Annotated in this window: 21 protein-coding genes and 1 tRNA gene; 8 read left to right on the forward strand and 14 right to left on the reverse strand. The window is 59.2% G+C overall.

The annotated features are described in order from the left end of the window. Positions 1-6 precede the first annotated feature (6 nt). The 5 genes from sthA to JJB09_RS05670 form a co-directional block, all read right to left on the reverse strand. Entirely contained in the window at positions 7-1,428 is a 1,422-nt protein-coding gene (gene sthA / locus JJB09_RS05650) for a Si-specific NAD(P)(+) transhydrogenase (protein ID WP_201654460.1), read from the reverse strand. A gap of 201 nt (positions 1,429-1,629) precedes the next feature. Continuing rightward, positions 1,630-2,655 carry an esterase-like activity of phytase family protein gene (locus tag JJB09_RS05655; RefSeq protein ID WP_343228985.1) on the reverse strand — a complete coding sequence of 342 codons (1,026 nt, stop codon included), beginning with the start codon at positions 2,653-2,655 and terminating at the stop codon, positions 1,630-1,632. Between the two features lie 44 nt (positions 2,656-2,699). Beyond that, a complete protein-coding gene (gene cobT, locus JJB09_RS05660) occupies positions 2,700-4,598 on the reverse strand; it encodes a cobaltochelatase subunit CobT (protein WP_201654463.1) in 1,899 nt (632 codons plus the stop codon). Positions 4,599-4,615: 17 nt separating this feature from the next. Further along, positions 4,616-5,608, reverse strand: coding sequence for a cobaltochelatase subunit CobS (cobS, locus tag JJB09_RS05665; RefSeq protein ID WP_201654466.1), 993 nt, complete (start codon positions 5,606-5,608; stop codon positions 4,616-4,618). A 66-nt stretch (positions 5,609-5,674) separates the two neighbouring features. Then, a complete protein-coding gene (locus JJB09_RS05670) occupies positions 5,675-6,301 on the reverse strand; it encodes a J domain-containing protein (RefSeq protein WP_201654469.1) in 627 nt (208 codons plus the stop codon). A gap of 82 nt (positions 6,302-6,383) precedes the next feature. On the opposite strand from JJB09_RS05670, the gene JJB09_RS05675 reads away from it, so the two are divergent. After that, the gene (locus JJB09_RS05675; RefSeq protein ID WP_201654472.1) at positions 6,384-6,656 is read left to right on the forward strand and encodes a BolA family protein; all 273 of its coding nucleotides are present in this window, start codon (positions 6,384-6,386) and stop codon (positions 6,654-6,656) included. A 2-nt stretch (positions 6,657-6,658) separates the two neighbouring features. On the opposite strand, the gene pyrC is transcribed toward JJB09_RS05675, so the two are convergent. The 4 genes from pyrC to JJB09_RS05695 all read right to left on the reverse strand — a co-directional run bounded on the left by pyrC (position 6,659) and on the right by JJB09_RS05695 (position 10,774). After that, positions 6,659-7,696 (reverse strand): dihydroorotase, encoded by a 1,038-nt coding sequence (pyrC, locus tag JJB09_RS05680; protein ID WP_201654475.1) that lies wholly within the window; start codon positions 7,694-7,696, stop codon positions 6,659-6,661. A gap of 122 nt (positions 7,697-7,818) precedes the next feature. After that, positions 7,819-8,595 carry an ATP-binding cassette domain-containing protein gene (locus JJB09_RS05685; RefSeq protein ID WP_201654478.1) on the reverse strand — a complete coding sequence of 259 codons (777 nt, stop codon included), beginning with the start codon at positions 8,593-8,595 and terminating at the stop codon, positions 7,819-7,821. Next, complete coding sequence (locus JJB09_RS05690; protein WP_201654481.1) at positions 8,595-9,641, reverse strand: ABC transporter permease; 1,047 nt, start codon at positions 9,639-9,641, stop codon at positions 8,595-8,597. The genes JJB09_RS05685 and JJB09_RS05690 overlap by 1 nt, the downstream gene beginning before the upstream one ends. A 107-nt stretch (positions 9,642-9,748) precedes the next feature. Further along, a complete protein-coding gene (locus tag JJB09_RS05695) occupies positions 9,749-10,774 on the reverse strand; it encodes a sugar ABC transporter substrate-binding protein (RefSeq protein ID WP_201654483.1) in 1,026 nt (341 codons plus the stop codon). Between the two features lie 231 nt (positions 10,775-11,005). Here JJB09_RS05695 and JJB09_RS05700 point away from each other — a divergent pair, with 231 nt between their 5' ends. From JJB09_RS05700 to JJB09_RS05715, 4 genes are all read left to right on the forward strand, one after another. Continuing rightward, the gene (locus JJB09_RS05700; protein ID WP_201654486.1) at positions 11,006-12,238 is read left to right on the forward strand and encodes an ROK family transcriptional regulator; all 1,233 of its coding nucleotides are present in this window, start codon (positions 11,006-11,008) and stop codon (positions 12,236-12,238) included. Further along, positions 12,238-12,669, forward strand: coding sequence for an RbsD/FucU family protein (locus JJB09_RS05705; RefSeq protein WP_201654489.1), 432 nt, complete (start codon positions 12,238-12,240; stop codon positions 12,667-12,669). Before JJB09_RS05700 ends, JJB09_RS05705 begins: the two co-directional genes overlap by 1 nt. 336 nt (positions 12,670-13,005) lie before the next feature. Beyond that, positions 13,006-13,422: a MarR family winged helix-turn-helix transcriptional regulator gene (locus JJB09_RS05710; protein WP_201655564.1), complete on the forward strand. Its 417-nt coding sequence runs from the start codon at positions 13,006-13,008 to the stop codon at positions 13,420-13,422. 158 nt (positions 13,423-13,580) lie between these two features. Continuing rightward, positions 13,581-14,138: a fasciclin domain-containing protein gene (locus JJB09_RS05715; protein WP_201654492.1), complete on the forward strand. Its 558-nt coding sequence runs from the start codon at positions 13,581-13,583 to the stop codon at positions 14,136-14,138. 51 nt (positions 14,139-14,189) lie between these two features. On the opposite strand, the gene yihA is transcribed toward JJB09_RS05715, so the two are convergent. From yihA to rpmH, 5 genes are all read right to left on the reverse strand, one after another. Then, on the reverse strand, positions 14,190-14,849 hold the full coding sequence (yihA, locus tag JJB09_RS05720; RefSeq protein WP_201654495.1) for a ribosome biogenesis GTP-binding protein YihA/YsxC: 660 nt from the start codon (positions 14,847-14,849) through the stop codon (positions 14,190-14,192). A gap of 56 nt (positions 14,850-14,905) precedes the next feature. Further along, the gene (locus tag JJB09_RS05725) at positions 14,906-15,877 is read right to left on the reverse strand and encodes a DMT family transporter (protein ID WP_343228986.1); all 972 of its coding nucleotides are present in this window, start codon (positions 15,875-15,877) and stop codon (positions 14,906-14,908) included. 136 nt (positions 15,878-16,013) lie between these two features. After that, positions 16,014-17,801: a membrane protein insertase YidC gene (gene yidC, locus JJB09_RS05730; RefSeq protein WP_201654501.1), complete on the reverse strand. Its 1,788-nt coding sequence runs from the start codon at positions 17,799-17,801 to the stop codon at positions 16,014-16,016. After that, positions 17,785-18,180, reverse strand: a complete 396-nt coding sequence (rnpA, locus tag JJB09_RS05735; RefSeq protein ID WP_201654503.1) for a ribonuclease P protein component — start codon at positions 18,178-18,180, stop codon at positions 17,785-17,787. The genes yidC and rnpA overlap by 17 nt, the downstream gene beginning before the upstream one ends. Before the next feature lie 21 nt (positions 18,181-18,201). Continuing rightward, positions 18,202-18,342, reverse strand: coding sequence for a 50S ribosomal protein L34 (gene rpmH / locus JJB09_RS05740; RefSeq protein ID WP_201654506.1), 141 nt, complete (start codon positions 18,340-18,342; stop codon positions 18,202-18,204). A gap of 251 nt (positions 18,343-18,593) precedes the next feature. Here rpmH and JJB09_RS05745 point away from each other — a divergent pair, with 251 nt between their 5' ends. The 3 genes from JJB09_RS05745 to JJB09_RS05755 all read left to right on the forward strand — a co-directional run bounded on the left by JJB09_RS05745 (position 18,594) and on the right by JJB09_RS05755 (position 20,702). Next, entirely contained in the window at positions 18,594-20,042 is a 1,449-nt protein-coding gene (locus JJB09_RS05745; RefSeq protein ID WP_425523686.1) for a sensor histidine kinase, read from the forward strand. A gap of 154 nt (positions 20,043-20,196) precedes the next feature. Then, positions 20,197-20,273: transfer RNA gene (locus JJB09_RS05750), tRNA-Arg, on the forward strand. Between the two features lie 141 nt (positions 20,274-20,414). Further along, positions 20,415-20,702 (forward strand): glycoside hydrolase family 3 protein, encoded by a 288-nt coding sequence (locus tag JJB09_RS05755; protein WP_343228996.1) that lies wholly within the window; start codon positions 20,415-20,417, stop codon positions 20,700-20,702. Positions 20,703-20,992: the final 290 nt, after the last annotated feature.

Here is a 20,992-nt window from a genome sequence, read left to right on the forward strand (position 1 = left end):
GCGGCCCTATTGGGCCGCTTCGGCGGTCCTTTCGTCGATCTCGCCCATCCGGTTCCAGGCATCGAGGCCGGCAATCTTGTAGGCTTCCGCGAGCGTCGGGTAGTTGAACGTGTTTTCGACGAAATAGTCGACCGTGCCCTTGAGATTGAGAACGGCCTGGCCGATGTGGATCAGCTCCGTCGCCCCTTCGCCGATGATGTGCACCCCAAGCAGCCGGCGTGTTTTCAGAGAGAAGATCATCTTCAGCATGCCGTTGTCGAGGCCCATGATATGGCCGCGCGAGGTTTCACGCAAACGGGCTATACCGCACTCGTATGGAATATGGCGGGTCTTGACCTCTTCCTCGGTCAGGCCGCAGGTCGAGATTTCAGGCACCGAATAGATACCGTAGGGGAAATATTGCGGCGGCTCAGATGTCGGCGCCCCGACAGCGTGGCGGGCCGCAATCCGGCCTTGCTCCATCGCAGTCGACGCAAGGCTCGGAAAGCCGACGACATCGCCGGCGGCATAGATGTTGGGAACGTCGGTCTGGAAAGTATCCGGATTGACCTTGATCCGGCCGCGTGCATCCGCTGCCAGCCCACAGGCTTCCAGATTGAGCGAGGCGGTCGCTCCCATGCGCCCGGCAGCATAGAGCACCATATCAGCGACGACCGCGCGACCGTTCGACAAGGTCACCCGGCATTTGCCGTTCGGCTCGCGCTCGATCTTGTCGGCAGACTGGCCGAACAGCAATTTCATGTTTCGGTCACGAAGCTGGTAGGCGAAATCCTCGACAATTTCCCGGTCGATGAAGTCCAGCATTGTGGCGCGCGGCTCGACCACGGTCACCGAAGTGTCGAGCGCGCTGTAGATCGTCGCATACTCGATACCGATGACACCCGCGCCGATGACGATCATCGAACGGGGGATTTCCTTGATCTCCAGCAACTCGTCACTGTCGATGATCTTTTCGCGGTCGAATGGAACGTTGTCGGGACGAAATGGCTTGGTACCGATCGCCAGCAGGATCGACGTCCCGGTCACCCGCATGACCTCACCATCGTTCTTTTCGATCTCGAGCGTGTTCTTGTCGACGAAATGCGCCTTGCCCTTGATATGGTGCACGCGGTTGCGGGAGAACTGGTGCTCAAGCACATCGACCTCATGGTCGAGGGTGATCAGCAGGCGACGACGCAGATCCTCCGACGAGATCTCCTGCTTGACGCGATAGGATCTGCCGTAGAAGCCGCGTTCGCGCCAGCCGGTCAGGTTGAGCGCGGTTTCCCTGAGCGTCTTCGATGGGATCGTACCAGTATGAACCGAAACCCCACCGACGCGGGAGCCTTTCTCGACCACGAGCACGCGCTTGCCAAGCTTGGCGGCCTGGATAGCGCCCCGCCTTCCGGCCGGCCCGCTGCCGATCACGATGAGATCATATTGTGTCATGATGCTGTCCCGATATTCGAATTTTATGCTGCGCCGCATTCACCCGCAGCTATGGCACTTTACCAACGCGATGTTACTGATTCATAGCAGCAGAATGCCTGGCCGAGCTTGCGCCGCGACGTTTGTCCGGCACAAATGAATGCCAGATGTAACGTGTTTTCGCGGTGCAGTATATCCGCATTGCGGCCACACCGGCAACGGCTACGGCAGCAGCTTGAATTCCAGCATCAGATTGCGCTCCAGAAGCGAATGATTGTCGTCGGAAATGACGATCAGCCGCGTCGAGCCATCTGCTGCCTTGTAAGCATCGATGCCTTCCATGTTGTCGATCTGGTGGGAGAAATCGGCTTCCATCAGGGTTTCACCCTTGATGGTCGCGCCGGGCGCAATATCGGCCTGCGAAAACCTGCGGATGCGCATGCCGATACCGTCGCGAAGGCCGAACTTCCGCTCTAGCAGAAGAAAGGAGCCGTCATCGAGAAAAACCCCGTCCGTCACGTCGTAAGGCGCAAGCCTTTCGACATAAAACGTGCCTTTCCTAGGGCCTGACTGCACGCCGGCAATGAAGTTACCCTTGCTGTCGTAGCTCCGCTCGGCAACAAACACTAGCGCGCCGGCAAGTGGCCCGTCGTCCGGCGCCTTCAGCAGCGCCTCGATGCCGCCATTGGGCCGCAGCGCTTCGCCCCTGGCCAGAATGGGTTCCTGCACGTCCAAAGGCATCGAAGACTCGAAGCCCGGATAGGGATAAGCGGCGATACGGTGAATGCGTTCGAAGCTGACATAAACCCTGTCCTTGGCGAGCACCATGCCCTCGGCATCCGTATTTTCCTTGTGGTCGCCAACATTGCCTCCGGGATCGCGCATGTCGAAGATGCGGTAATCCTTGACGCCCGCAAGCTTGCCGTCCTTGTCGCGCTCGATGCTGCCGGTGGCCCAGTGGCCGGTGTCCATCACGGAAATGAAGTTCGTCCCGCCATCCGTCAGGCGGATGGAGGAAACAGCCCCCATCTCGCCGCCCTTGGTGGCGAGAACCAGACCACTCAAAAACCCAAGCTTACCGAAAATAGGCCCAGCGCCGCGCTTGAACTCGCCAAGCTTCAAGGCATTGACGACAAACGTCTCCCCACTGGCCATTGGTGCCTGCCCGCCGAAGGCGACGGGATAGGCTATGCCGAATGCGAGGAAGGGCAGAAAGGCAAGAAATGCCCATCCCTTTTTCGATGCCACGCCCTCATCCTTTTCTAAAATACGTGAGAGGTCGGCAGCCCCGGTTATCCCCGACGGCGCTTCCGGCCGGAGGATTGTTCCGCTTCGTCGGCAAACAGGCTGGCAAGCTGCTCCGTCATCGCGCCTGCCAATTCGTCCGCATCGATGATGGTGACCGCCTTGCGATAATAACGCGTCACGTCGTGGCCGATACCGATCGCCAGCAATTCTACCGGAGACTTGGTCTCGATCTCCTCGATGACCGCCCGCAGGTGCCGCTCCAGATAGTTGCCCGGATTGACCGACAGCGTGGAATCATCGACCGGAGCGCCATCCGAGATCATCATCAGGATGCGGCGCTGTTCGGGCCTGCCGAGCAGGCGGTTGTGCGCCCAGATCAGCGCCTCGCCGTCAATGTTTTCCTTGAGCAGGCCTTCGCGCATCATCAAACCGAGATTGCGCTTGGCGCGCCGCCAGGGCGCGTCGGCGGACTTGTAGACGATGTGGCGCAGGTCGTTCAATCGGCCCGGTGTCGGTGGCTTGCCGCCCGCCAGCCACTTCTCGCGCGACTGGCCGCCCTTCCACGCCTTGGTGGTGAAGCCGAGGATCTCGACCTTGACGCCGCAGCGCTCAAGCGTACGCGCCAGGATGTCGGCGCACGTCGCTGCAACCGTGATCGGCCGGCCGCGCATGGAGCCGGAATTGTCGATCACCAGCGAGACGACCGTGTCGCGGAACTTGGTGTCACGCTCCATCTTGAACGACAGCGGCTGCATCGGATCGATGACCATGCGGGTGAGCCGCGCGCTGTCGAGATAACCTTCCTCTAGATCGAAATCCCAGGACCGGTTCTGCTGCGCCATCAGGCGGCGTTGCAGCTTGTTGGCAAGACGGCCGACGGCGCCCTGCAAATGGGCGAGCTGCTTGTCGAGAAAGGTGCGCAACCGGTCGAGTTCGGCTTCATCGCAAAGCTCGTCGGCGGAAATCACCTCGTCGAATTCCTGGGTGAAGATCGAGTAGTCAACCTTGAGATCGAGATCCGAAAGAGGGTTGTTCGGGCGTTTGACCTCGCCGGGCGTCTCGGAATCCTCATCGGATTCATCGACCAAATCGTCGTCGGAAATCTCCGCGCCGTCGGTCTCGCCCTCTTCCATCTGCTCGTCGGCCGCTTCGTTTTCCTCAGCGGGCGCTTCTTCGGTGCCCTCTTCGTCGTCAGAAGCGTCGTCGTTTTCTTCCTGGCTGCGTGGCTGATCTTCCTCGGTCGAGGTATCCTGATCCTCGTTGTCCTGGGAATTCTCGCTGATATCTTCGGCCAGATGCATGGAGGCGAGCATGTTGCGCACCAAACGCGCAAACGTTTCCTGATCGCCCATCGCGCCTTTCAGCGAACCGATTTCCTTGTTGGCGGTTTGGTTGAAGAATTCGCGCCAGAGATCCAGCACGCTGCCGGCGCTTTCCGGCGGCTTTTCGCCTGTCAGTGCCTCGCGCACCAGCAGAGACATCGCCTCCTCGATGGGCGCATCTTCCCGGTTTTCGACGCCGCGGAAATTGGCCTTGGAATATTTATCCGCCAGCATGGATTTCAGGTTGCCGGCCATGCCGGCCATGCGGCTGGCACCGATTGCCTCGACGCGAGCCTGCTCGACGGCATCGTAGATGGCGCGCGCATCCTGCCCCTGAGGGGCGAATGCTGTATGGAGGCGCTCGTCATGGCAGGCCTTGCGCAACGCCATGGAATCGCCAAGCCCGCGCAGCACCGAAAGTTCGGCGGCACTTGGCTTCTTGGAAAGTTCCGGCAGCCGCATGCGATCGCCGGCGAAGCCGGGGCGGTCGTTGGCAAAGGTCACTTCCACGTCGGGGCTTGCGGCCACCGAGCGAATACAGCCGGTCAGCGCCCGGCGGAAGGGCTCGAGGTCGACTCCCAGCCCTGCCTTAGCCCTTGAATTGTCGCCCGGTCCCGCCATTTCATGTTCTCCGGATATCAAACGCCGAGAACGAGATTGGCGGCACTTTCCTTGAGTTCGACGCCAAAGACGCGCTGATACTGCTCGGCCACCAGGGCACGCTCGAGATCGTCGCACTTGTTGAGGAACGTCACCCGGAACGCAAATGACACGTCACCGAAGATCGAGGCGTTTTCCGCCCAGGTGATGACCGTACGCGGGCTCATGACGGTGGACAGATCGCCGTTGATGAAGGCGGCGCGTGTCAACTCGGCCACGCGCACCATCTTGGCGATCGTGTCGCGACCCTTTTCGGTTGCCGAGATCGCCTTGACCTTGGCGGACACAATACCGACTTCGTGATCGTAGGGCAGGTAGTTGAGCGTGGTGACGATCGACCAGCGGTCCATCTGCGCCTGGTTGATCTGCTGCGTGCCGTGGTAGAGGCCGGTCGTGTCGCCGAGGCCGACCGTGTTGGCGGTCGCAAACAGCCGGAACGCCGGATGAGGACGAATGACGCGGCTCTGGTCAAGCAATGTCAGGCGGCCCGAAGATTCGAGGACACGCTGGATGACAAACATCACATCCGGACGGCCGGCGTCATACTCGTCGAACACGAGTGCGATGTTGTGCTGATAGGCCCAAGGCAGGATGCCGTCCTTGAACTCGGTGATCTGCTTGCCGTCCTTGAGGACGATGGCATCCTTGCCGACGAGATCGATACGGCTGACATGGCTGTCGAGATTGACGCGGACACACGGCCAGTTGAGGCGGGCGGCAACCTGCTCGATATGCGTCGATTTGCCGGTACCGTGATAGCCGGAAACCATCACGCGACGGTTGTGCGCAAAGCCGGCGAGGATGGCCAGCGTCGTGTCGCGGTCGAAGAGATAGTCCGGATCGAGGTCCGGCACATGTGCATCGGCTTCCTTGTATGCGGGCACGCGAATATCGGAATCGATGCCGAAGACCTCCCGAACAGAAACGCTGGTGTCGGGAAGCTTGGCAATATCAACGTCTATCTTGCTCATAATATCTCCAGCGCGGCTTGATGGGTCGAGCCGCAGAATTTTCCGGCAATGTCCTATAACTTGTTCTCAGCAAAAGCCAGCCTGTTTCAGCAATTGATAGGCCTGAATTACAGCGCGAAATCGCTCTTCCGAGCCACGGTCTCCACCGTTTGCGTCAGGGTGGTGAATTTTGACCAATTCCTTGTAGCGCGACTTGATATCGGCCGATGTCGCGTTGGCGGCGAGGCCCAAAGTCTCGAAGGCTTTTCCCTCCAGTGGCTTCAGTCGCCGTTGGCGCACCTCTTCCTTCGGATTGTTCATGCGCCAGCCAGCGAAACCGAAGGGATCGCGCATCTTCGAAGCGCCGGCTCGTGCCTGGTTCATCGCCGGCGACCACTTGGCGTTCTTGTTGACGCCCATGCTCCAAGTTGGCCGGTTTCCAGTCACCGCCTCCTTCTGGTAGCGCGCGACCTCGGTGTCGGAAAGGCCGGAGAAGAAGTTGTAGCCCTTGTTGTATTCCTTGACGTGTTCAAAGCAGAACATGAAATACTGGTCTTCAGCATTGCGGCCGACAGGCGCGCGATGCACCCCCGCCTTGTCGCAGCCGTCCCACTGGCAGCTCGGCTTGGCTGGCTTCTCCTCCGCACGCACCGATTTGGTGCGCTTGCTGCGGATGGAATCAAAATATTTGGAATCGAGCTTCATGTCTCCCATTATGGGTCCCGCATTCATTTGCTTCAAGAATTGACAAAGCGAAAAGTTCTTGTCTTTGTGAGAGTTTTTGCGGCGGAGCAGCATGACACTCGAAAACAAGATCCAATCCGCGCTTATTGATGCGTTCGCGCCGGATACGCTCGACGTCATCAACGAGAGCCGGCTGCATGCCGGCCACAACCGGGAGGCGGCGGCCACCGGCCAGACGCATTTCCGGATCAGGATCTCATCCCCGAAGTTTACCGGCGTCAGCCGTGTCAATTGTCATCGGGCGATCAACGAGGCGTTGAAATTCGCTTTTGACGAAGGGCTGCATGCGTTGGCGATCGAGATCATCGCGCCGCCGCAGTCCTGAGATCAGGCCACCGCCCAGTGGAGCGGATACATCGGATCGAACACCGTCACCGGCCCCGCCCCGGTGTCGATCCTTGTGGGATAGTCGACCGGCTTATCCATCTTTGTCAATGTAATCGTCTCCTCGTTCGGCGCCAGGCCATACCAGGCCGGACCGTTCAGCGATGCAAACGCTTCAAGTTTGCCCAGTGCCTCGTCCTGCTCGAAGACATGCGCCAGGCACGATAGCGTGTTGATCGACGTGAAGCAGCCCGCGCACCCGCAGGCGCATTCCTTGAGCGGATCGACATGCGGCGCGGAATCCGTCCCAAGGAAAAACCTCGGATTGCCCGACGTCGCGGCCGTACGCAATGCCTGACGGTGGCTTTCGCGCTTGGCGACCGGCAGGCAATAATAGTGTGGACGAATACCGCCCGCAAGGATCGCATTGCGGTTGATGATCAGATGGTGCGTGGTGATCGTTCCCGCAAGGTTTGCCTTGGATTGCTTAATGTAGTCGACGCCATCGCTGGTGGTCACATGTTCCATGGTGATCCTGAGTTCAGGCAGCCGCCGCCGGATCGGATCGAGCACGGCCTCAATGAAGGCCGCCTCACGGTCGAAAATATCGACCTCCGGGCTCGTCACCTCGCCATGCACACAGAGCGGTAATCCGATTTTCGCCATCCGCTCGAGAACCGGCATGGCATTGTCGAAATTGCGCACGCCGGACTGCGAGTTGGTGGTCGCGCCAGCCGGATAGAGCTTTACGGCCGTGATCAATCCGGATTTTGCGCCATCCTCCACATCATCAGGCGACGTGCCCTCGGTGAGGTAGAGGGTCATCAGCGGCCGGAACGCATGCCCGGCCGGCAGCGCCGCCATGATGCGCTCGCGATATGCTCTGGCGTCGGCCGTTGTGACCACCGGCGGCACCAGATTGGGCATGATGATGGCGCGGGCGAAATGCGCCGAGGTATACGGCAGGACGCCCTCAAGCATCGCACCGTCCCGGAGATGCAGATGCCAGTCATCGGGGCGACGGATCGTAAGGGAGGTCATCGGCTTCATTCCTTGCACTGGTTCCCAGAGCCCATACCCCCGGACAAGCTCATGTTTCAACCAAAAAAGCCGGCGGACGAGGTGTCCGCCGGCATTTGCCAGGCTATTTTCTTGGAGGAAACTCAGGCCGCAATGGATTCCGCCGGCGGCGCCTTCGCACCGGTCATGAAGGCGACCGCATCCGACATCGTGTAGTCCTTCGGGTTGATCACGCAAAGCCGCTTGCCGAGGCGATGGATGTGGATCCGGTCGGCGACTTCGAAGACATGCGGCATGTTGTGCGAGATCAGTACGATCGGCATGCCACGCGATTTCACGTCGAGAATCAATTCGAGCACCTTGCGTGATTCCTTGACGCCGAGTGCGGCCGTCGGCTCGTCGAGGATGATGACCTTTGATCCGAATGCTGCGGCACGTGCGACCGCCACGCCCTGTCGCTGACCACCTGACAGTGTTTCGACAGCCTGATTGATGTTCTGGATAGTCATCAGGCCAAGTTCACTGAGCTTGCCGCGAGCAATCTTCGCCATTTTCGGCCGGTCGAGCATGCGGAAGACTGAGCCAAGCAGCCCCTCGCGGCGAATTTCTCGGCCCAGGAACATATTGTCGGCGATGGACAACGCCGGCGACAGTGCGAGATTCTGATACACAGTCTCGATGCCAGCTGCCCTGGCCTCCATGGGATTGGAGAAATGGACAACCTTGCCGTCGAGACGGATCTCGCCTTCATCGGGCCTGACGGCTCCAGAAATCGCCTTGATCAGTGATGACTTGCCGGCGCCGTTGTCGCCGATCACGGCGAGGATTTCGCCGGGATAGAGATCGAAGTCGGAATTGTCGAGTGCGGTGACGCGGCCATAGCGCTTGACGATGCCGCGTGCGGTGAGAAGAGGTTCCATCAGCCTGCCACCTTTCTGATCCACTGGTCGATCGCGACCGCCGAGATGATGAGGACGCCGGTCAAGCCCACCTTCCATTGCGGGTCCGCACCCAGCATGTTGAGACCCATGGAAACCACTCCGACGATCAACGCGCCGAACAGGGTGCCGAGGATCGAGCCGCGACCGCCGAAAAGCGAGATGCCGCCTATCACCGCTGCAGTGATCGATTGAAGATTGTAGTCCGTCACCGCCCATGACGGCGAGATCGAGCCGTTGCGGCCAATCGAGACCCAGGCTGCGAGGGCCGCGATGAGACCGGCCAGCGCATAGGTGCCGAGCAAAACCCGGTCGGTGCGTATACCCGACAGCTTGGCCGCTTCCGGATCGTCGCCGACCGCATAGAGGTGCCGGCCCCAAGCCGTGTGGTTCAGTGCGTACCAGAGCACGATGACCAGAACCACCATCATGATCACACCGAGCGTCAATCCGGAAAGGCTGTAGCCGAACAGGCTCAGGAACGGCGCGTTCGCCGCGATGTCGGCGGCCCTTATGGTTTCGTTGGCGGAGTAGATATAGTTCACCGCCGCGAAGATACTCCAGGTACCGAGCGTGACGATGAAAGGCGGAAGCTTCACTCGCGCCACGAGGAAGCCATTGATCGCGCCACAGATACCGGCAACGACGAAGCCAATCGCGACCGCAATCGGTGCAGGCAGACCGTAGGTCACGGCGCAATTGCCCATGATGACCGCCGAAAGCACCATGATGACGCCGATCGAAAGATCGATACCGGCTGTCAGGATAACGAGTGTTTGACCAGCGCCGAGGATACCCACCACGGCAATCTGCTGGAGGACCAGCGACAGGGTGCCGGGGGTGAAGAAGCGCTCTCCCTTGAGCACTCCAAATACGAGGATGGATAGCACCAGCACGATCGCCGGCACCGCAGCTGGCGTGGAGTGCAGAAAATGCTGGACTCGCCTTAAGAGAGACTGGTCTTCAAATGAAGCAACCGATTTGTCGCTCTGGTCGAGTGTTTTCTCGAACTCTTGCATGCTTGCCATGGCAATGCCTCCCTCCCCGAAGGTTCCGGCCTTTTTTGTGTCGGGTTTTGAAAAGGGCGGCCGGAACCGCCCTTTACGAATGATTGTGTACTCAAAGACCTAGGCGATCAACCCCAGCACTTGTCGGTGCCGGTCTTGACGTCGATCGACTCGACGCCCGCAGCCGGCTTGTCGGTCACCAACGCCACACCGGTATCGAAGAAGGACTTGCCCGGGGTCGGCTTCGGCTTGGTGCCATCCTTGGCATACTGGGCAATTGCCTCGATCCCGAGCGAGGCCATCAGCAGCGGATATTGTTGCGACGTCGCACCGATGACGCCTTCAGCAACGGATTTCACGCCAGGGCAACCACCGTCGACGGAGACGATGAGCACGCCCTTTTCCTTGCCGACAGCTTTCAGGGCTTCATACGCCCCGACGGCAGCCGGTTCGTTGATGGTATGGATGACGTTGATGTCTGGATCCTTCTGGAGAAGGTTTTCCATGGCTGTACGTCCGCCTTCTTCATTGCCGTTGGTCACGTCATGACCGACAATGCGCGCGTCGTCCTCGTCGCCGATCTTGTTCGGATCCTTCGGGTCGATACCAAAGCCGATCATGAAGCCTTGATCCCGGAGCACGTCAACGGTCGGCTGTGACGGAGTGAGGTCGAGGAAACCGATCTTGGCATCCTTGGCCTTGTCGCCGAGTGTCGCAGCGGCCCATTGGCCGATCAGCTTGCCGGCGAGCAGATTGTCGGTTGCGAATGTTGCGTCGGCCGCTTCCGGCGGATCGAGTGGCGTGTCGAGTGCGATCACCAGCAGACCGGCATCCTGCGCTTTCTTCACCTGGTCAACGATGGCCTTGGTGTCGGATGCTGCGATCAGAATACCCTTGGCGCCATCGGCTATGCAGGCCTCGACGGCAGCTACCTGGCTGTCATGGTCGCCATCGACCTTGCCGGCGTAAGCCTTGAGTTCGACGCCAAGTTCTTTGGCCTTGGCGGTCGCGCCTTCCTTCATCTTGACGAAGAAGGCATTGGTGTCGGTCTTGGTGATCAGGCAAGCGGAAACGCCTTCGGCACGCGCAGCACCTGTAAAGGCGACTCCAAGCGCAAGTACGCCCATCGTCGCGGCAATAAGAGATGTCTTCATGATTTCCTCCCAAGGATCTGAATCTGGCAACGGGCAACCGTGGCCGGCACAAGCGTTTCGCACTCGCTGCGAGTATCATCACAAAGCTCTCCTCCAGCCCTGTGCGATCTGCCTGGGTCAAACAAACCATCAATCAAAATTCCTGTCAATAAATAAATCGAATTGATTTATTAATCGGATGTGGCATCCTTCCAGCCAATCGAGATATGAATGCCCGGGAGGAGATTGGGCATGGCTGATAATGACTTGGTCACGGACCAAGATGGCATGACTGCGGTCGTCGACCCGATGGGCGGCGCTAACCAGACGAGGGTGCGCGCATACAACGAGCGGCTCGTGCTTTCGCTTGTGCGGCGGCATGGAAGCCTCTCGAAAGCGGAAATCGCCCGGCGCGCGGGCCTGTCGGCGCAAACCGTCTCTGTGATCATGCGCGCACTGGAAAAAGACGGCCTGCTCGCCCGGGGCATGCCGCAGCGCGGCCGGGTCGGCCAGCCGTCCATTCCCATGAGCCTCAATCCCGACGGGGTTTTCTCGCTTGGTCTCAAGATCGGTCGTCGTAGCGCCGACCTCGTCCTGATGGACTTTACCGGCCATGTGCGCATGCAACTGCACGAGGCCTACCGCTACCCGACTCCCGAAGGCGTGCTCGGCTTTGCCAGCCGATCCGTCGAGGCGATCACGGCCTCCATGCAACCCTTGGACCGAGAGCGGATATCGGGCCTGGGCGTCGCCCTTCCCTTCGAACTCTGGAACTGGGTCGAGGAGATGGGTGCGCCGATGGAAGACATGGATGCCTGGCGGCACGCCGACATCGCTGCCCTGCTCGGGACGCGCCTGCAAATGCCGATCTTCCTGCAGAACGATGCAACGGCGGCGTGTGCTGCCGAACTCGCTTTTGGCCATGGCTCCCGATATGCCGACTTCGCCTATTTCTTCATTGGCTCATTTATCGGTGGCGGCGTGGTGTTGAACCACTCGCTTTTTTCCGGCCGGACAGGAAACGCGGGTGCTTTCGGGTCGATGCCGTTTTCCTGCGACGCTGGCAACACGGGCCAACTGATCGATCATGCCTCCGTCTTCCTGCTTGAGAAGATGCTGATCGACGCGGGCCGCGACCCTTCGTCCATCTGGCTGACGCCGGAGCACTGGGATGATTTCGACACCATACAGACCACTTGGATCGCCAAGACCGCCAAGGCGCTGGCGATTGCATCTGCAACCGTCTGCTCGGTCATCGATTTCGAATCCGTCGTGATCGACGGCGGCTTTTCGAGCGCCATCCGCCGTCAGATCGTCGAAGCCACGCGGGAGGAAGTGCTGAAACTCGACCTGCAGGGCATTGCTGCTCCGGTGATCGAGGAAGGACTGGCGGGATCCTCGGCGCGCGCCATCGGTGCCGCCAGCCTGCCATTGTTTTCGCGCTACCACATCGACCAAAGCGTCCTGTTCAAGGAGAGGCCATAATGCTGAGAGGGATCGACCCCGTGCTGGGGCCGGAGTTGCTCGCGACGTTGCGGACCATGGGACATGGCGACGAGATCGCACTGGTGGATGGCAACTATCCCGGAGCCGAACACGCGAGGCGGCTGATACGCGCAGATGGACATGATGTCATCCGCGTGCTGGACGCGATCCTGTCCGTCATGCCTATCGACGATTTCGTCGAAAACGGCATCTTCCGGGCGAGCGTTCGCGGAGACCTTTACAATCCTGATCCTGTTCACAAGGAAATGGTAGCCACCTGCCAACGCTGGGAGCCAGCCCGCACCGTAATCGCCCTCGAGCCGGATTCGTTCTATGCTCGGGTGCGATCTGCACATGCCATCGTACAGACATCGGAGCCCCGTCTTTACGGCAACATCATCCTGCGGAAGGGTGTTGTCCACTCCGGTTGAGGCGCCCGCGCAGGCATCATTTACACATTACGAAAATGTAATCGAACTTCCCTTGAATTGCCGCAATTGAGCACTCACATGATAGATATCGGCGGTCGCAACGATCGCCCTTAGCCTGGCTCAATGGCCCGTCCCCCGCCTTGCCAGGTCCAGACGGACAAAGGCCCTCCCCCCTCTCCGGGCCTTTGTCCGCCCTTGCGTAGGATGCCGTTCCCGCTACCCCACGGGAACGGCCCTTTTTTGGGAACAATCGGCAACCATCCCAATTGCATCGCATACGATTCTTGTTGAGGCGCGATGCTTTCCAGCCTATTGAAGAGCATGTCCTATAATCTGATGGATTCGGCGGCATATCTATCGAGCCTTCTGGCGAAAGGCTTTTCGCGTTCCCTGCTGGCACGGGGCGCCGAACTCGGTTTTTCCCCCGGACAGTTTCCCGTTTTGATAGAGCTTTGGAATGTCGACGGGCTGACCCAGCGAGAGATCCTCGACCGGCTGGACATAGAACAGGCGACGCTGGCAAACACCCTCGCCCGGATGGAGCGTGACGGCTTGATCAGGCGCACGCCTCATCCCACCGACAAACGCGCCGTTCGCAATTTCCTGACGGACAAGGGCAAGGCAATCGAAGCCGACGCGATCGTAGCTGCGAATGAAGCCGACGAAGCACTGTTCGAGGGTTTCCGGCGTTTCGAGAAGGAACTGATGCTCGAATATATGCGCCTGGTGATCGAAAACGCCCGCAAGCCCTGAGGTCCCGTCGCCAAACAACTGATCGTCGCGACGAAGCAAGCTGTAGTTACCCTGAAACTAATTTTCCTGACGGCTCGTAAGCATTTCGTCCCTCGCAAAGCGGGAGGACGCCTGGCTTCGATGGTCGACTAGGCGAGTTCAACAGGAAGGGTAATCAGATGTTCAGAACCGCAATCCGTGCGACCGCCATCGTATCGATCGTTCTCGCTTCGGCACTTGCCGTACAAGCCAAGAACCCCATGGTCGGCGGCGCACCGATGTACAAGAACAAGAATATCATCGAGAATGCCGTCAACTCGAAGGATCACACGACGCTGGTCGCCGCCGTCAAGGCCGCCGGCCTTGTAGGCACCCTCGAAGGCAAGGGCCCATTCACCGTGTTCGCCCCCACCAACGAAGCGTTCGCCGCCCTTCCCGCCGGAACGGTTGAAGCGCTGCTGAAGCCCGAAAACAAGGCCCAGTTGGTGAAGGTGCTCACCTGCCACGTGGTGGCAGCCGATGCGATGTCGGCCATGATCGACAAGATGATCAAGGACGATGGCGGCATGCACAAGGTCAACACAGTGGGCGGCTGCGTGCTGACTGCTTCCGAAAAGGGCAGCAAGATCATGCTGACCGACGAGACAGGCGGCACAGCCAAGGTAACGATTGCCGACGTCAAGCAATCAAACGGCGTCATCCATGTCATCGACAAGGTACTCCTGCCGAAGATGTAGCCGCCTGCGTACGAGATAAATCGCCCCGGTCCTGCAACCGGGGCGATTTGTTCAGGTGTTGACTGCCTTTGAAATTGCTTCGCGCATCGTATCGATGCCTTCGGATTTCTCCGACGAGGTGGCGAGCAATTCCGGATAAGCGGCGGGGTGCTTGGCAATTTTCGCCAGCGTTTCGACCTTGAGTTTTTCAAGCGCAGGCGGCTTGATCTTGTCGGCCTTGGTCAAAACGATCTGATAGGAGACTGCAGCCTTGTCGAGCAGCTTCAGTACGTCCTCATCGTTCTTCTTGATACCATGGCGACTATCGATCAGCACGTAGACGCGCTTGAGCGTCGAGCGGCCGCGCAGATAGTCGAACACAAGGGCGGTCCACGCATCCACCTGCGCCTTCGGCGCTTCGGCATAGCCGTAACCGGGCATGTCGACGAGCGCGCAAGGCGGCAGGTCGTCGGCCGCCCCCGAATACCCATCAGGCACGAAGTAGTTGAGTTCCTGGGTGCGCCCAGGCGTGTTGGAGGTTCTTGCGAGGCCGTTCTGACCAACCAAGGCGTTGATCAGCGATGACTTGCCGACATTGGAGCGGCCCGCGAAAGCGATTTCCGGCGGGCCTTCCGGCGGCAGGAATTTCATGGCGGGCACGCCGCGAATGAAAATCCACGGCCGGTGGAAAATCTTCGCGCTGATCGCGCCTGTGCTGGGTGTTTCGCTCATGTCTTTGATCCGGTCCTACTATGTAGGGACCGGCTTTCAGGTTTTCCGGCCGAAAGTCAAGGCTGCGACTGCCGTCTTTGCGCCGCGAGCAGGTAGCCGATCAGTGCGACGAGCACAATCATGCCGCCGACGACGGTTTCGATGCCCGGTATTTCACCGTGGATAATGGCGACCCAGACCGGGCTGAGCATGGTCTCGGCTGTTCCCAACAGGGCGGCAAAAGCGGAGGGGATCAACCGCGCGCCCGTCACCCACAAAGCCATGCCGAAGCCAAGATTGAGCATCCCGAACACAACGAGGATTCCCATCTCGGAGCCAGTAACCTGCAAGGACGACGCCTGGCTAGCGGCAAAGGCGGCCGCAGCAAAGCAGCCGACGCTGGCCCCAGGGGTCTGCCGCACATTGGCATAGCGCCGGGTGACAACCGTGGTCATGGCAAAGACAGTGGCGATCAGGATCGCCAACGCGTTGCCGATCCATGCCTTGCCGCCATTGTCGACGATGGCCGTCGAGCCAAGGCCATTGTCGATGAAGCCGAGACCCAATGCGTTGTCGAGTGCATCGAGCAACGGCCCGCCCATGACCATGATCGCAACGCCGGCAATGACAGCAAAAATTGCCACCCAGGTGGAGAACGCTATCTTCTCGCGATAAACGATCCAGGCCATCAAGGCCGCCATCAGTGGCACGCCCGCCTGGATCAGGACGACATTGGCAACCGTCGTGTAGCTGATCGCGATGACGAAACAGGTCGACGCTGTACCGAAGCCGAAGGCAACCGCCAGCCCCGGAATACCCATGTTCCGATAGAGTTTTATAGTTTGGCGCGGGCCGTCGCGCCAAAGCAGGAACCCAGCAAGAAAAAGGCCGGCAAACAGGCTGCGCCAAAAGATGACGGTCCAGGCGTCGTCGATCTCCAGGAAGCGGGCGATCGCACCGCCGAAACTCCAGGCGACGGCAGAGAAGAACACCAGTGTTGCGCCGAGCTTTTCATGCGCGGCAGGATTCTGCGCCAGGGCGTTGTTCACTGTGGCTCCTCCAAAAAGAAAAGGGTTCCCCGACCAACACAGGAAACCCTTCATAGTGCGATACTATCGTCGATACATGAATGGCGGCTGATTTGAATACGACATCCGCCATTCATCACATAATTTCAAAACCCATTCACGCCGATGATGGTTTTCGCCGGAACAGTCCCTTGAGGTTGTCGAAGAGCTCGATCTTGGCGCCGTTGCGCTTCATGATGATGCCCTGCTGGATAACTGACAGCGTGTTGTTCCATGCCCAGTAGATCACCAGACCGGCCGGGAAGGCTGCCAGCATGAAGGTGAAGACCAGCGGCATCCAGGTGAAGATCATGGCCTGGGTCGGATCCGGCGGCGTCGGGTTCATGCGCATCTGCACGAACATGGTGATGCCCATGATGATCGGCCAGACGCCCAGCATCAACGCATGCGGCGGCGTCCAGGGGATCAGGCCGAACAGATTGAAGATGGTTGTCGGATCGGGTGCCGAGAGGTCCTGAATCCAGCCATAGAATGGCGCATGGCGCATTTCGATGGTGATGTAGATGACCTTGTACAGCGCGAAGAACACCGGAATCTGCAGGAGGACCGGCCAGCAACCGGCAAGCGGATTGACCTTCTCCTCCTTGTAGAGCTGCATCATCGCCGTCTGCAGGCCCATCTTGTCGTCGCCGAACTTGGTCTTCAGCTCCTCCATCTTCGGCTGCAGCGTCTTCATCTTGGCCATCGAGGCATATTGCCGGTTGGCGATCGGGAAGAACAGCAGCTTGACGATGACGGTCGTGCCGAGGATGGCGAGGCCGAAATTGCCGAAATACTTGTAGAGCCAGTCCATCAGCTTGAACATCGGGCGGGTGATCACCTTGAACCAGCCCCAGTCGATCAGCTTGTAGAAATCGGTGATCTGGTATTCGTCCTGATAGCGATCGACGACGGGCACTTCCTTGGCACCGGCGAAGACATGGGTGGTGTAGGACTTGGTCTCCCCAGCCTTCAGGCCACCGGTGAGTTCGCGGTAGTCGGCCTGGAACAGCGGCTGTCCCTTGGTGAGGTGGCTGAAATCCGTATCGAAAGTCACGCCCTTGGACGGTACGATCGCCGCGGCCCAGTACTTGTCTGTGATGCCGAACCAGCCGTCCTTGATGCCGGGATGCTTGACCGGCTCGCTATCCTTGGCAAACGTGGTTTCCTGGAGAACGCCGTCGAGCACGCCGACATAGCCTTCATGCAGCACATAGCCTGCGGCAACAGCCGGGATGGTGTAGCGCACGATACGTCCGTAGGGCGTCAGCGGCAGATCGGCTGCGGTGCCATTCTTCACCGTATCGGTGACCGTGAACATGTAGTCCTGGTCGACCTTGATCTCGCGAGTGAATGTCACGCCGGAAGGATCGGTGTGCGTCAGCGTCACCGGCGTTTCCGGCGTCAGCTTGTTGTTGCCGTCAACAGTCCATTTCGTCGCCATCCCGGGAACAGCGACATCCTGGTTGCCGCCGGTGAAACCAAGCTCGACGAAGTACCCGTCCTTGGTGTTGCCGGGGTTGAGCAGAGTGATGATCGGGCTGTCCTTATCGATGGTCTCGCGATACTTCTTCAGCTGGAGATCGTCGAAACGGGCGCCCGTAAGATTGATGGAGCCGGACAGCGCGGGCGTGTCGATCACAACCCGGTCGGCCTGCTGCAGTGCCTGCTGACGGTCGATAACCGCAATATTGGTGCCTTCGGCGCCGGGAACGGGCTGACCGCTCGCATCGACAACAACCGGCTTGTCCTTGTTGGCTTTCTGCTGCTTGGCGAGCTCCGCCTGCTGGGCTTGCTCGATCTTCTGCTGGGCATCCATTTTCGGGCCCATATAGAAGAACTGCCAGACGAAGACGATCAGGACTGACAGAACGATCGCAAGATAATAATTACGGTTTTTTTCCATCACTCTTTCCCGATGTCCGGACCTTTGAATTCGGCCGGCTGGCAATGCGCGTTACAAGCGCGTTTGTCAATTCGTCAAATGGTGCGGCGAGTATCTCGCGGTGCCCGACGATCACATAGTCGTGACCTGGCTGCATGGCAAACTGGGCAGTCAAACGCACCGCTTCCTTGAGCCTGCGGCGCATGCGGTTGCGCTCCACGGCATTGCCCTGCTTCTTGGTGACCGTGAAGCCGGCACGCGGCGTATTTTCCGGAGCATTGCGATCCAGCACCTCCAGCATGAAGTACCGGCCCTTGCGCCGCTCTCCCTCGCGCACACGCAAAAACTCCGGCCGGCTTTTCAGCCGACCGGCAGTATGTTCATATTTTCGGGTCGTCATCGGCCCTCTGGTCCCGACCGCTTAAGCGGACAGAACCTTGCGGCCGCGGCTGCGGCGAGCAGACAGGACCTTGCGGCCACCCTTGGTGGCCAGACGTGCGCGAAAGCCGTGGCGACGCTTGCGAACAAGCTTCGAAGGCTGGTAGGTACGCTTTGTAGACATTTATTTAATTACCGCGGAGTGCGGCCCTTCTTGGATGAGCGTGTTTTGATTTTCGATCGAAACGCCTGCCTGCCATTCGCCAGATCGGCTTATCCGAACGTGGCCGGCCTTATACGGAGAGAGGCCTGCAAAGTCAACATTGCCCCTGAATATCCGCATTTTGGTTGCAAACGGCGATTCGAAACGCCAATCCCGTGCTATGAGGATTTTCTGTCCGTAGCATAGCGGCATGGCATCGAGGAGAGTTGGGTGTGGTGACGAATGGCGGACCCGAACCGGGGATATTTGCCCCTGAAAGTGGCAAGCCACCTTTTGCCAAGCGCCTGACGACGCGCATACTTGGACTGACCATCGTCTTCGTGATGCTGGCCGAAGTGCTGATCTTCATTCCGTCTGTAACCAATATGCGGCTTTCCTGGCTGCGCGACCGGCTCAACACCGCAGCGGCGGCGGCCATTGTCATCGATGGCCTGCCGAAGGTGGAGTTGCCGAGGCCGCTGCAGGACTCGACGCTGATGGCAACGGGAACCAAAGCCATCGCGCTGCATAAGGAAGACATCACCCGGATGATCGTCGTTTCGCAAATGCCGCCGATGGTCAACGCCCAGTACGATCTCGCCCATTCGGGCTTCCTGCCCAATGCCCGCGACGCACTGGCAACCCTGTTCTGGGGAGGAGACCAGGTCTTCAGCGTGCGCGGCCAGATCGGATCAAGCAATATGGAAATCGAACTGGTGATGGAGGATGCCGAGCTCCGCAAGGCGATGCTGACCTATTGCCGGGAGATCCTGCTTTTCACCATCATCATATCGCTGATAACCGCATCGCTGATCTTCTTCGTCATCAACCGCATGCTCATCAGCCCGATCGCGCGCATGACGGCGAGCATGCAGAGCTTTGCCGCCGATCCGTCCAATCCCGCCTCGGTGCTGCAGCCTCCGGCCGGCTCCGACGAGCTGGCGCTGGCCGCCCGGCACCTCGCAACAATGCAAGGCGAGCTGCAGAAAACGATCAGGCAGCAAAAGAATCTTGCCGATCTCGGGCTTGCCGTCTCCAAGATCAACCATGACATGCGCAACATCCTGTCATCGGCACAACTGATGTCGGACCGGCTTGCCGATGTGGGCGACCCAGTGATCAGGGGCCTCTCCTCAAAGCTCGTCCGCACACTCGGCAGGGCGATCGGCTATTCCTCGGAAGTGCTGGCCTATGGACGCTCCAACGAAACGGCTCCCCGGCGCTCGCAGATCAAGCTCCGGCCCCTTGTCGATGACGTCGGCGAGATCCTGGGGCTGAACAATGGCGGCGACGTCGCATTTGCCGTCGACATGCCGCGGGAACTCGAGGTGGACGCCGATCCCGAGCAGCTTTTCAGGGTGATCTACAATCTTTGCCGCAATGCCGTGCAGGCGCTCGAAGCCGATGATGGCTCCGAGGCCAAGCGAATCGTCGTTTCAGCAAGCAGAGCTGGCAGAACCGTCTCCATCTCCATCGATGACAACGGTCCGGGCATGCCGGCCAAGGCGCGGGAGAATCTATTCTCCGCCTTTCGCGGCTCGACTCGCGCTGGCGGCACCGGACTCGGCCTTGCCATCGCCCGTGAGCTGATCGAAGCCCATCGCGGCACCATCTGTCTCGAGGACAAGGAAGGACGCGGCACACGTTTCCACATCGAACTTCCCGATCGTCAAAATAACTGAACACCCCGCAACACACTGCAAATGCTGGGGCTTTCCTTCATCCTTCACTGGACCGGAAAGATTTTTCTCAAAAAAAATTCACAAAGGCGCTTGCTTTCCCCGCAGCGACTTAGTAGGAGAGCGCCACGTCAGCAGGCAACACGCCGACCGACACGCACCCGTAGCTCAGCTGGATAGAGCACCAGACTACGAATCTGGGGGTCAGGAGTTCGAATCTCTTCGGGTGCGCCATTTCCTTTCTCCGATTATCTAGATAGTTGAATGCTATCAGGCGCTTGAGAGTTTCCCCGGTCATGTACAGGGGACATGTCCATGGTGTTATTGATGGCCAATCCGACCAAGATGAAGACCGGGGTCTAGCAGGACGCGATCATCGAGGCCGTAGCCAACGCCAATCCAAATACCATCGCCGTGCTCGAAACCGGCAATCCGGTTTCGATGCCGTGGCGCGACAAGGTCAAGGCCGTGGTGCAGGCGTGGTTTCCCGGCCAGGCAGGAGCAAAGGCGATCGCCGAGGTTCTGACTGGAAAGGTCAATCCGTCCGGGTGCAGGTGGTCACCTTTCCCCCCAAAGCTGGCTATCGCTGTGAAATTACATAGCACCTACAACAACATAGAAGTGCCCAGTTTCATCCTCACGGGTGCCATTTCTTTCTCTTAAAGTTCTGAATTTTTTACGCTTTTTTGTTTTTTACATCCCCCACAAGTCTCGCCAATGGCGCTCGGAAGTCGGCGTTTCTTGTCTTACGATGCTGGATGAAAGCGGACCAGAAGACCACCAGATTGTAGCTTTCGTGGAAGATCGCGCACTAATATAGCGGTTTGCGAGTGCGTTACCGTAACATTACGCTGAAAGCGGCTGTAGTGAAGGCACCGTCGCACTACGGTAAGATGGTTCATCCTTTCGAGTACCGGCCGGGTACCGGATACACGCGTTGTTACGCTAATGTA

Origin of the sequence: Phytoamicus setariae (assembly GCF_016722925.1) — a bacterium.
In the GTDB taxonomy this organism is placed as follows: domain Bacteria; phylum Pseudomonadota; class Alphaproteobacteria; order Rhizobiales; family Rhizobiaceae; genus Rhizobium_E; species Rhizobium_E setariae.

What these genes read in the sequence shown, in the direction of transcription:
- JJB09_RS05675 (WP_201654472.1), top strand. Translation starts at nt 6,384, where the DNA reads ATGACACTCGAAAACAAGATCCAATCCGCGCTTATTGATGCGTTCGCG.
- sthA (WP_201654460.1), bottom strand. Translation starts at nt 1,428, where the DNA reads ATGACACAATATGATCTCATCGTGATCGGCAGCGGGCCGGCCGGAAGG.
- rnpA (WP_201654503.1), bottom strand. Translation starts at nt 18,180, where the DNA reads ATGACGACCCGAAAATATGAACATACTGCCGGTCGGCTGAAAAGCCGG.
- JJB09_RS05685 (WP_201654478.1), bottom strand. Translation starts at nt 8,595, where the DNA reads ATGGAACCTCTTCTCACCGCACGCGGCATCGTCAAGCGCTATGGCCGC.
- JJB09_RS05670 (WP_201654469.1), bottom strand. Translation starts at nt 6,301, where the DNA reads ATGGGAGACATGAAGCTCGATTCCAAATATTTTGATTCCATCCGCAGC.
- yidC (WP_201654501.1), bottom strand. Translation starts at nt 17,801, where the DNA reads ATGGAAAAAAACCGTAATTATTATCTTGCGATCGTTCTGTCAGTCCTG.
- JJB09_RS05705 (WP_201654489.1), top strand. Translation starts at nt 12,238, where the DNA reads ATGCTGAGAGGGATCGACCCCGTGCTGGGGCCGGAGTTGCTCGCGACG.
- JJB09_RS05690 (WP_201654481.1), bottom strand. Translation starts at nt 9,641, where the DNA reads ATGGCAAGCATGCAAGAGTTCGAGAAAACACTCGACCAGAGCGACAAA.
- cobS (WP_201654466.1), bottom strand. Translation starts at nt 5,608, where the DNA reads ATGAGCAAGATAGACGTTGATATTGCCAAGCTTCCCGACACCAGCGTT.
- pyrC (WP_201654475.1), bottom strand. Translation starts at nt 7,696, where the DNA reads ATGACCTCCCTTACGATCCGTCGCCCCGATGACTGGCATCTGCATCTC.
- JJB09_RS05715 (WP_201654492.1), top strand. Translation starts at nt 13,581, where the DNA reads ATGTTCAGAACCGCAATCCGTGCGACCGCCATCGTATCGATCGTTCTC.
- rpmH (WP_201654506.1), bottom strand. Translation starts at nt 18,342, where the DNA reads ATGTCTACAAAGCGTACCTACCAGCCTTCGAAGCTTGTTCGCAAGCGT.
- JJB09_RS05695 (WP_201654483.1), bottom strand. Translation starts at nt 10,774, where the DNA reads ATGAAGACATCTCTTATTGCCGCGACGATGGGCGTACTTGCGCTTGGA.
- JJB09_RS05710 (WP_201655564.1), top strand. Translation starts at nt 13,006, where the DNA reads ATGGATTCGGCGGCATATCTATCGAGCCTTCTGGCGAAAGGCTTTTCG.
- JJB09_RS05700 (WP_201654486.1), top strand. Translation starts at nt 11,006, where the DNA reads ATGGCTGATAATGACTTGGTCACGGACCAAGATGGCATGACTGCGGTC.
- cobT (WP_201654463.1), bottom strand. Translation starts at nt 4,598, where the DNA reads ATGGCGGGACCGGGCGACAATTCAAGGGCTAAGGCAGGGCTGGGAGTC.
- yihA (WP_201654495.1), bottom strand. Translation starts at nt 14,849, where the DNA reads ATGAGCGAAACACCCAGCACAGGCGCGATCAGCGCGAAGATTTTCCAC.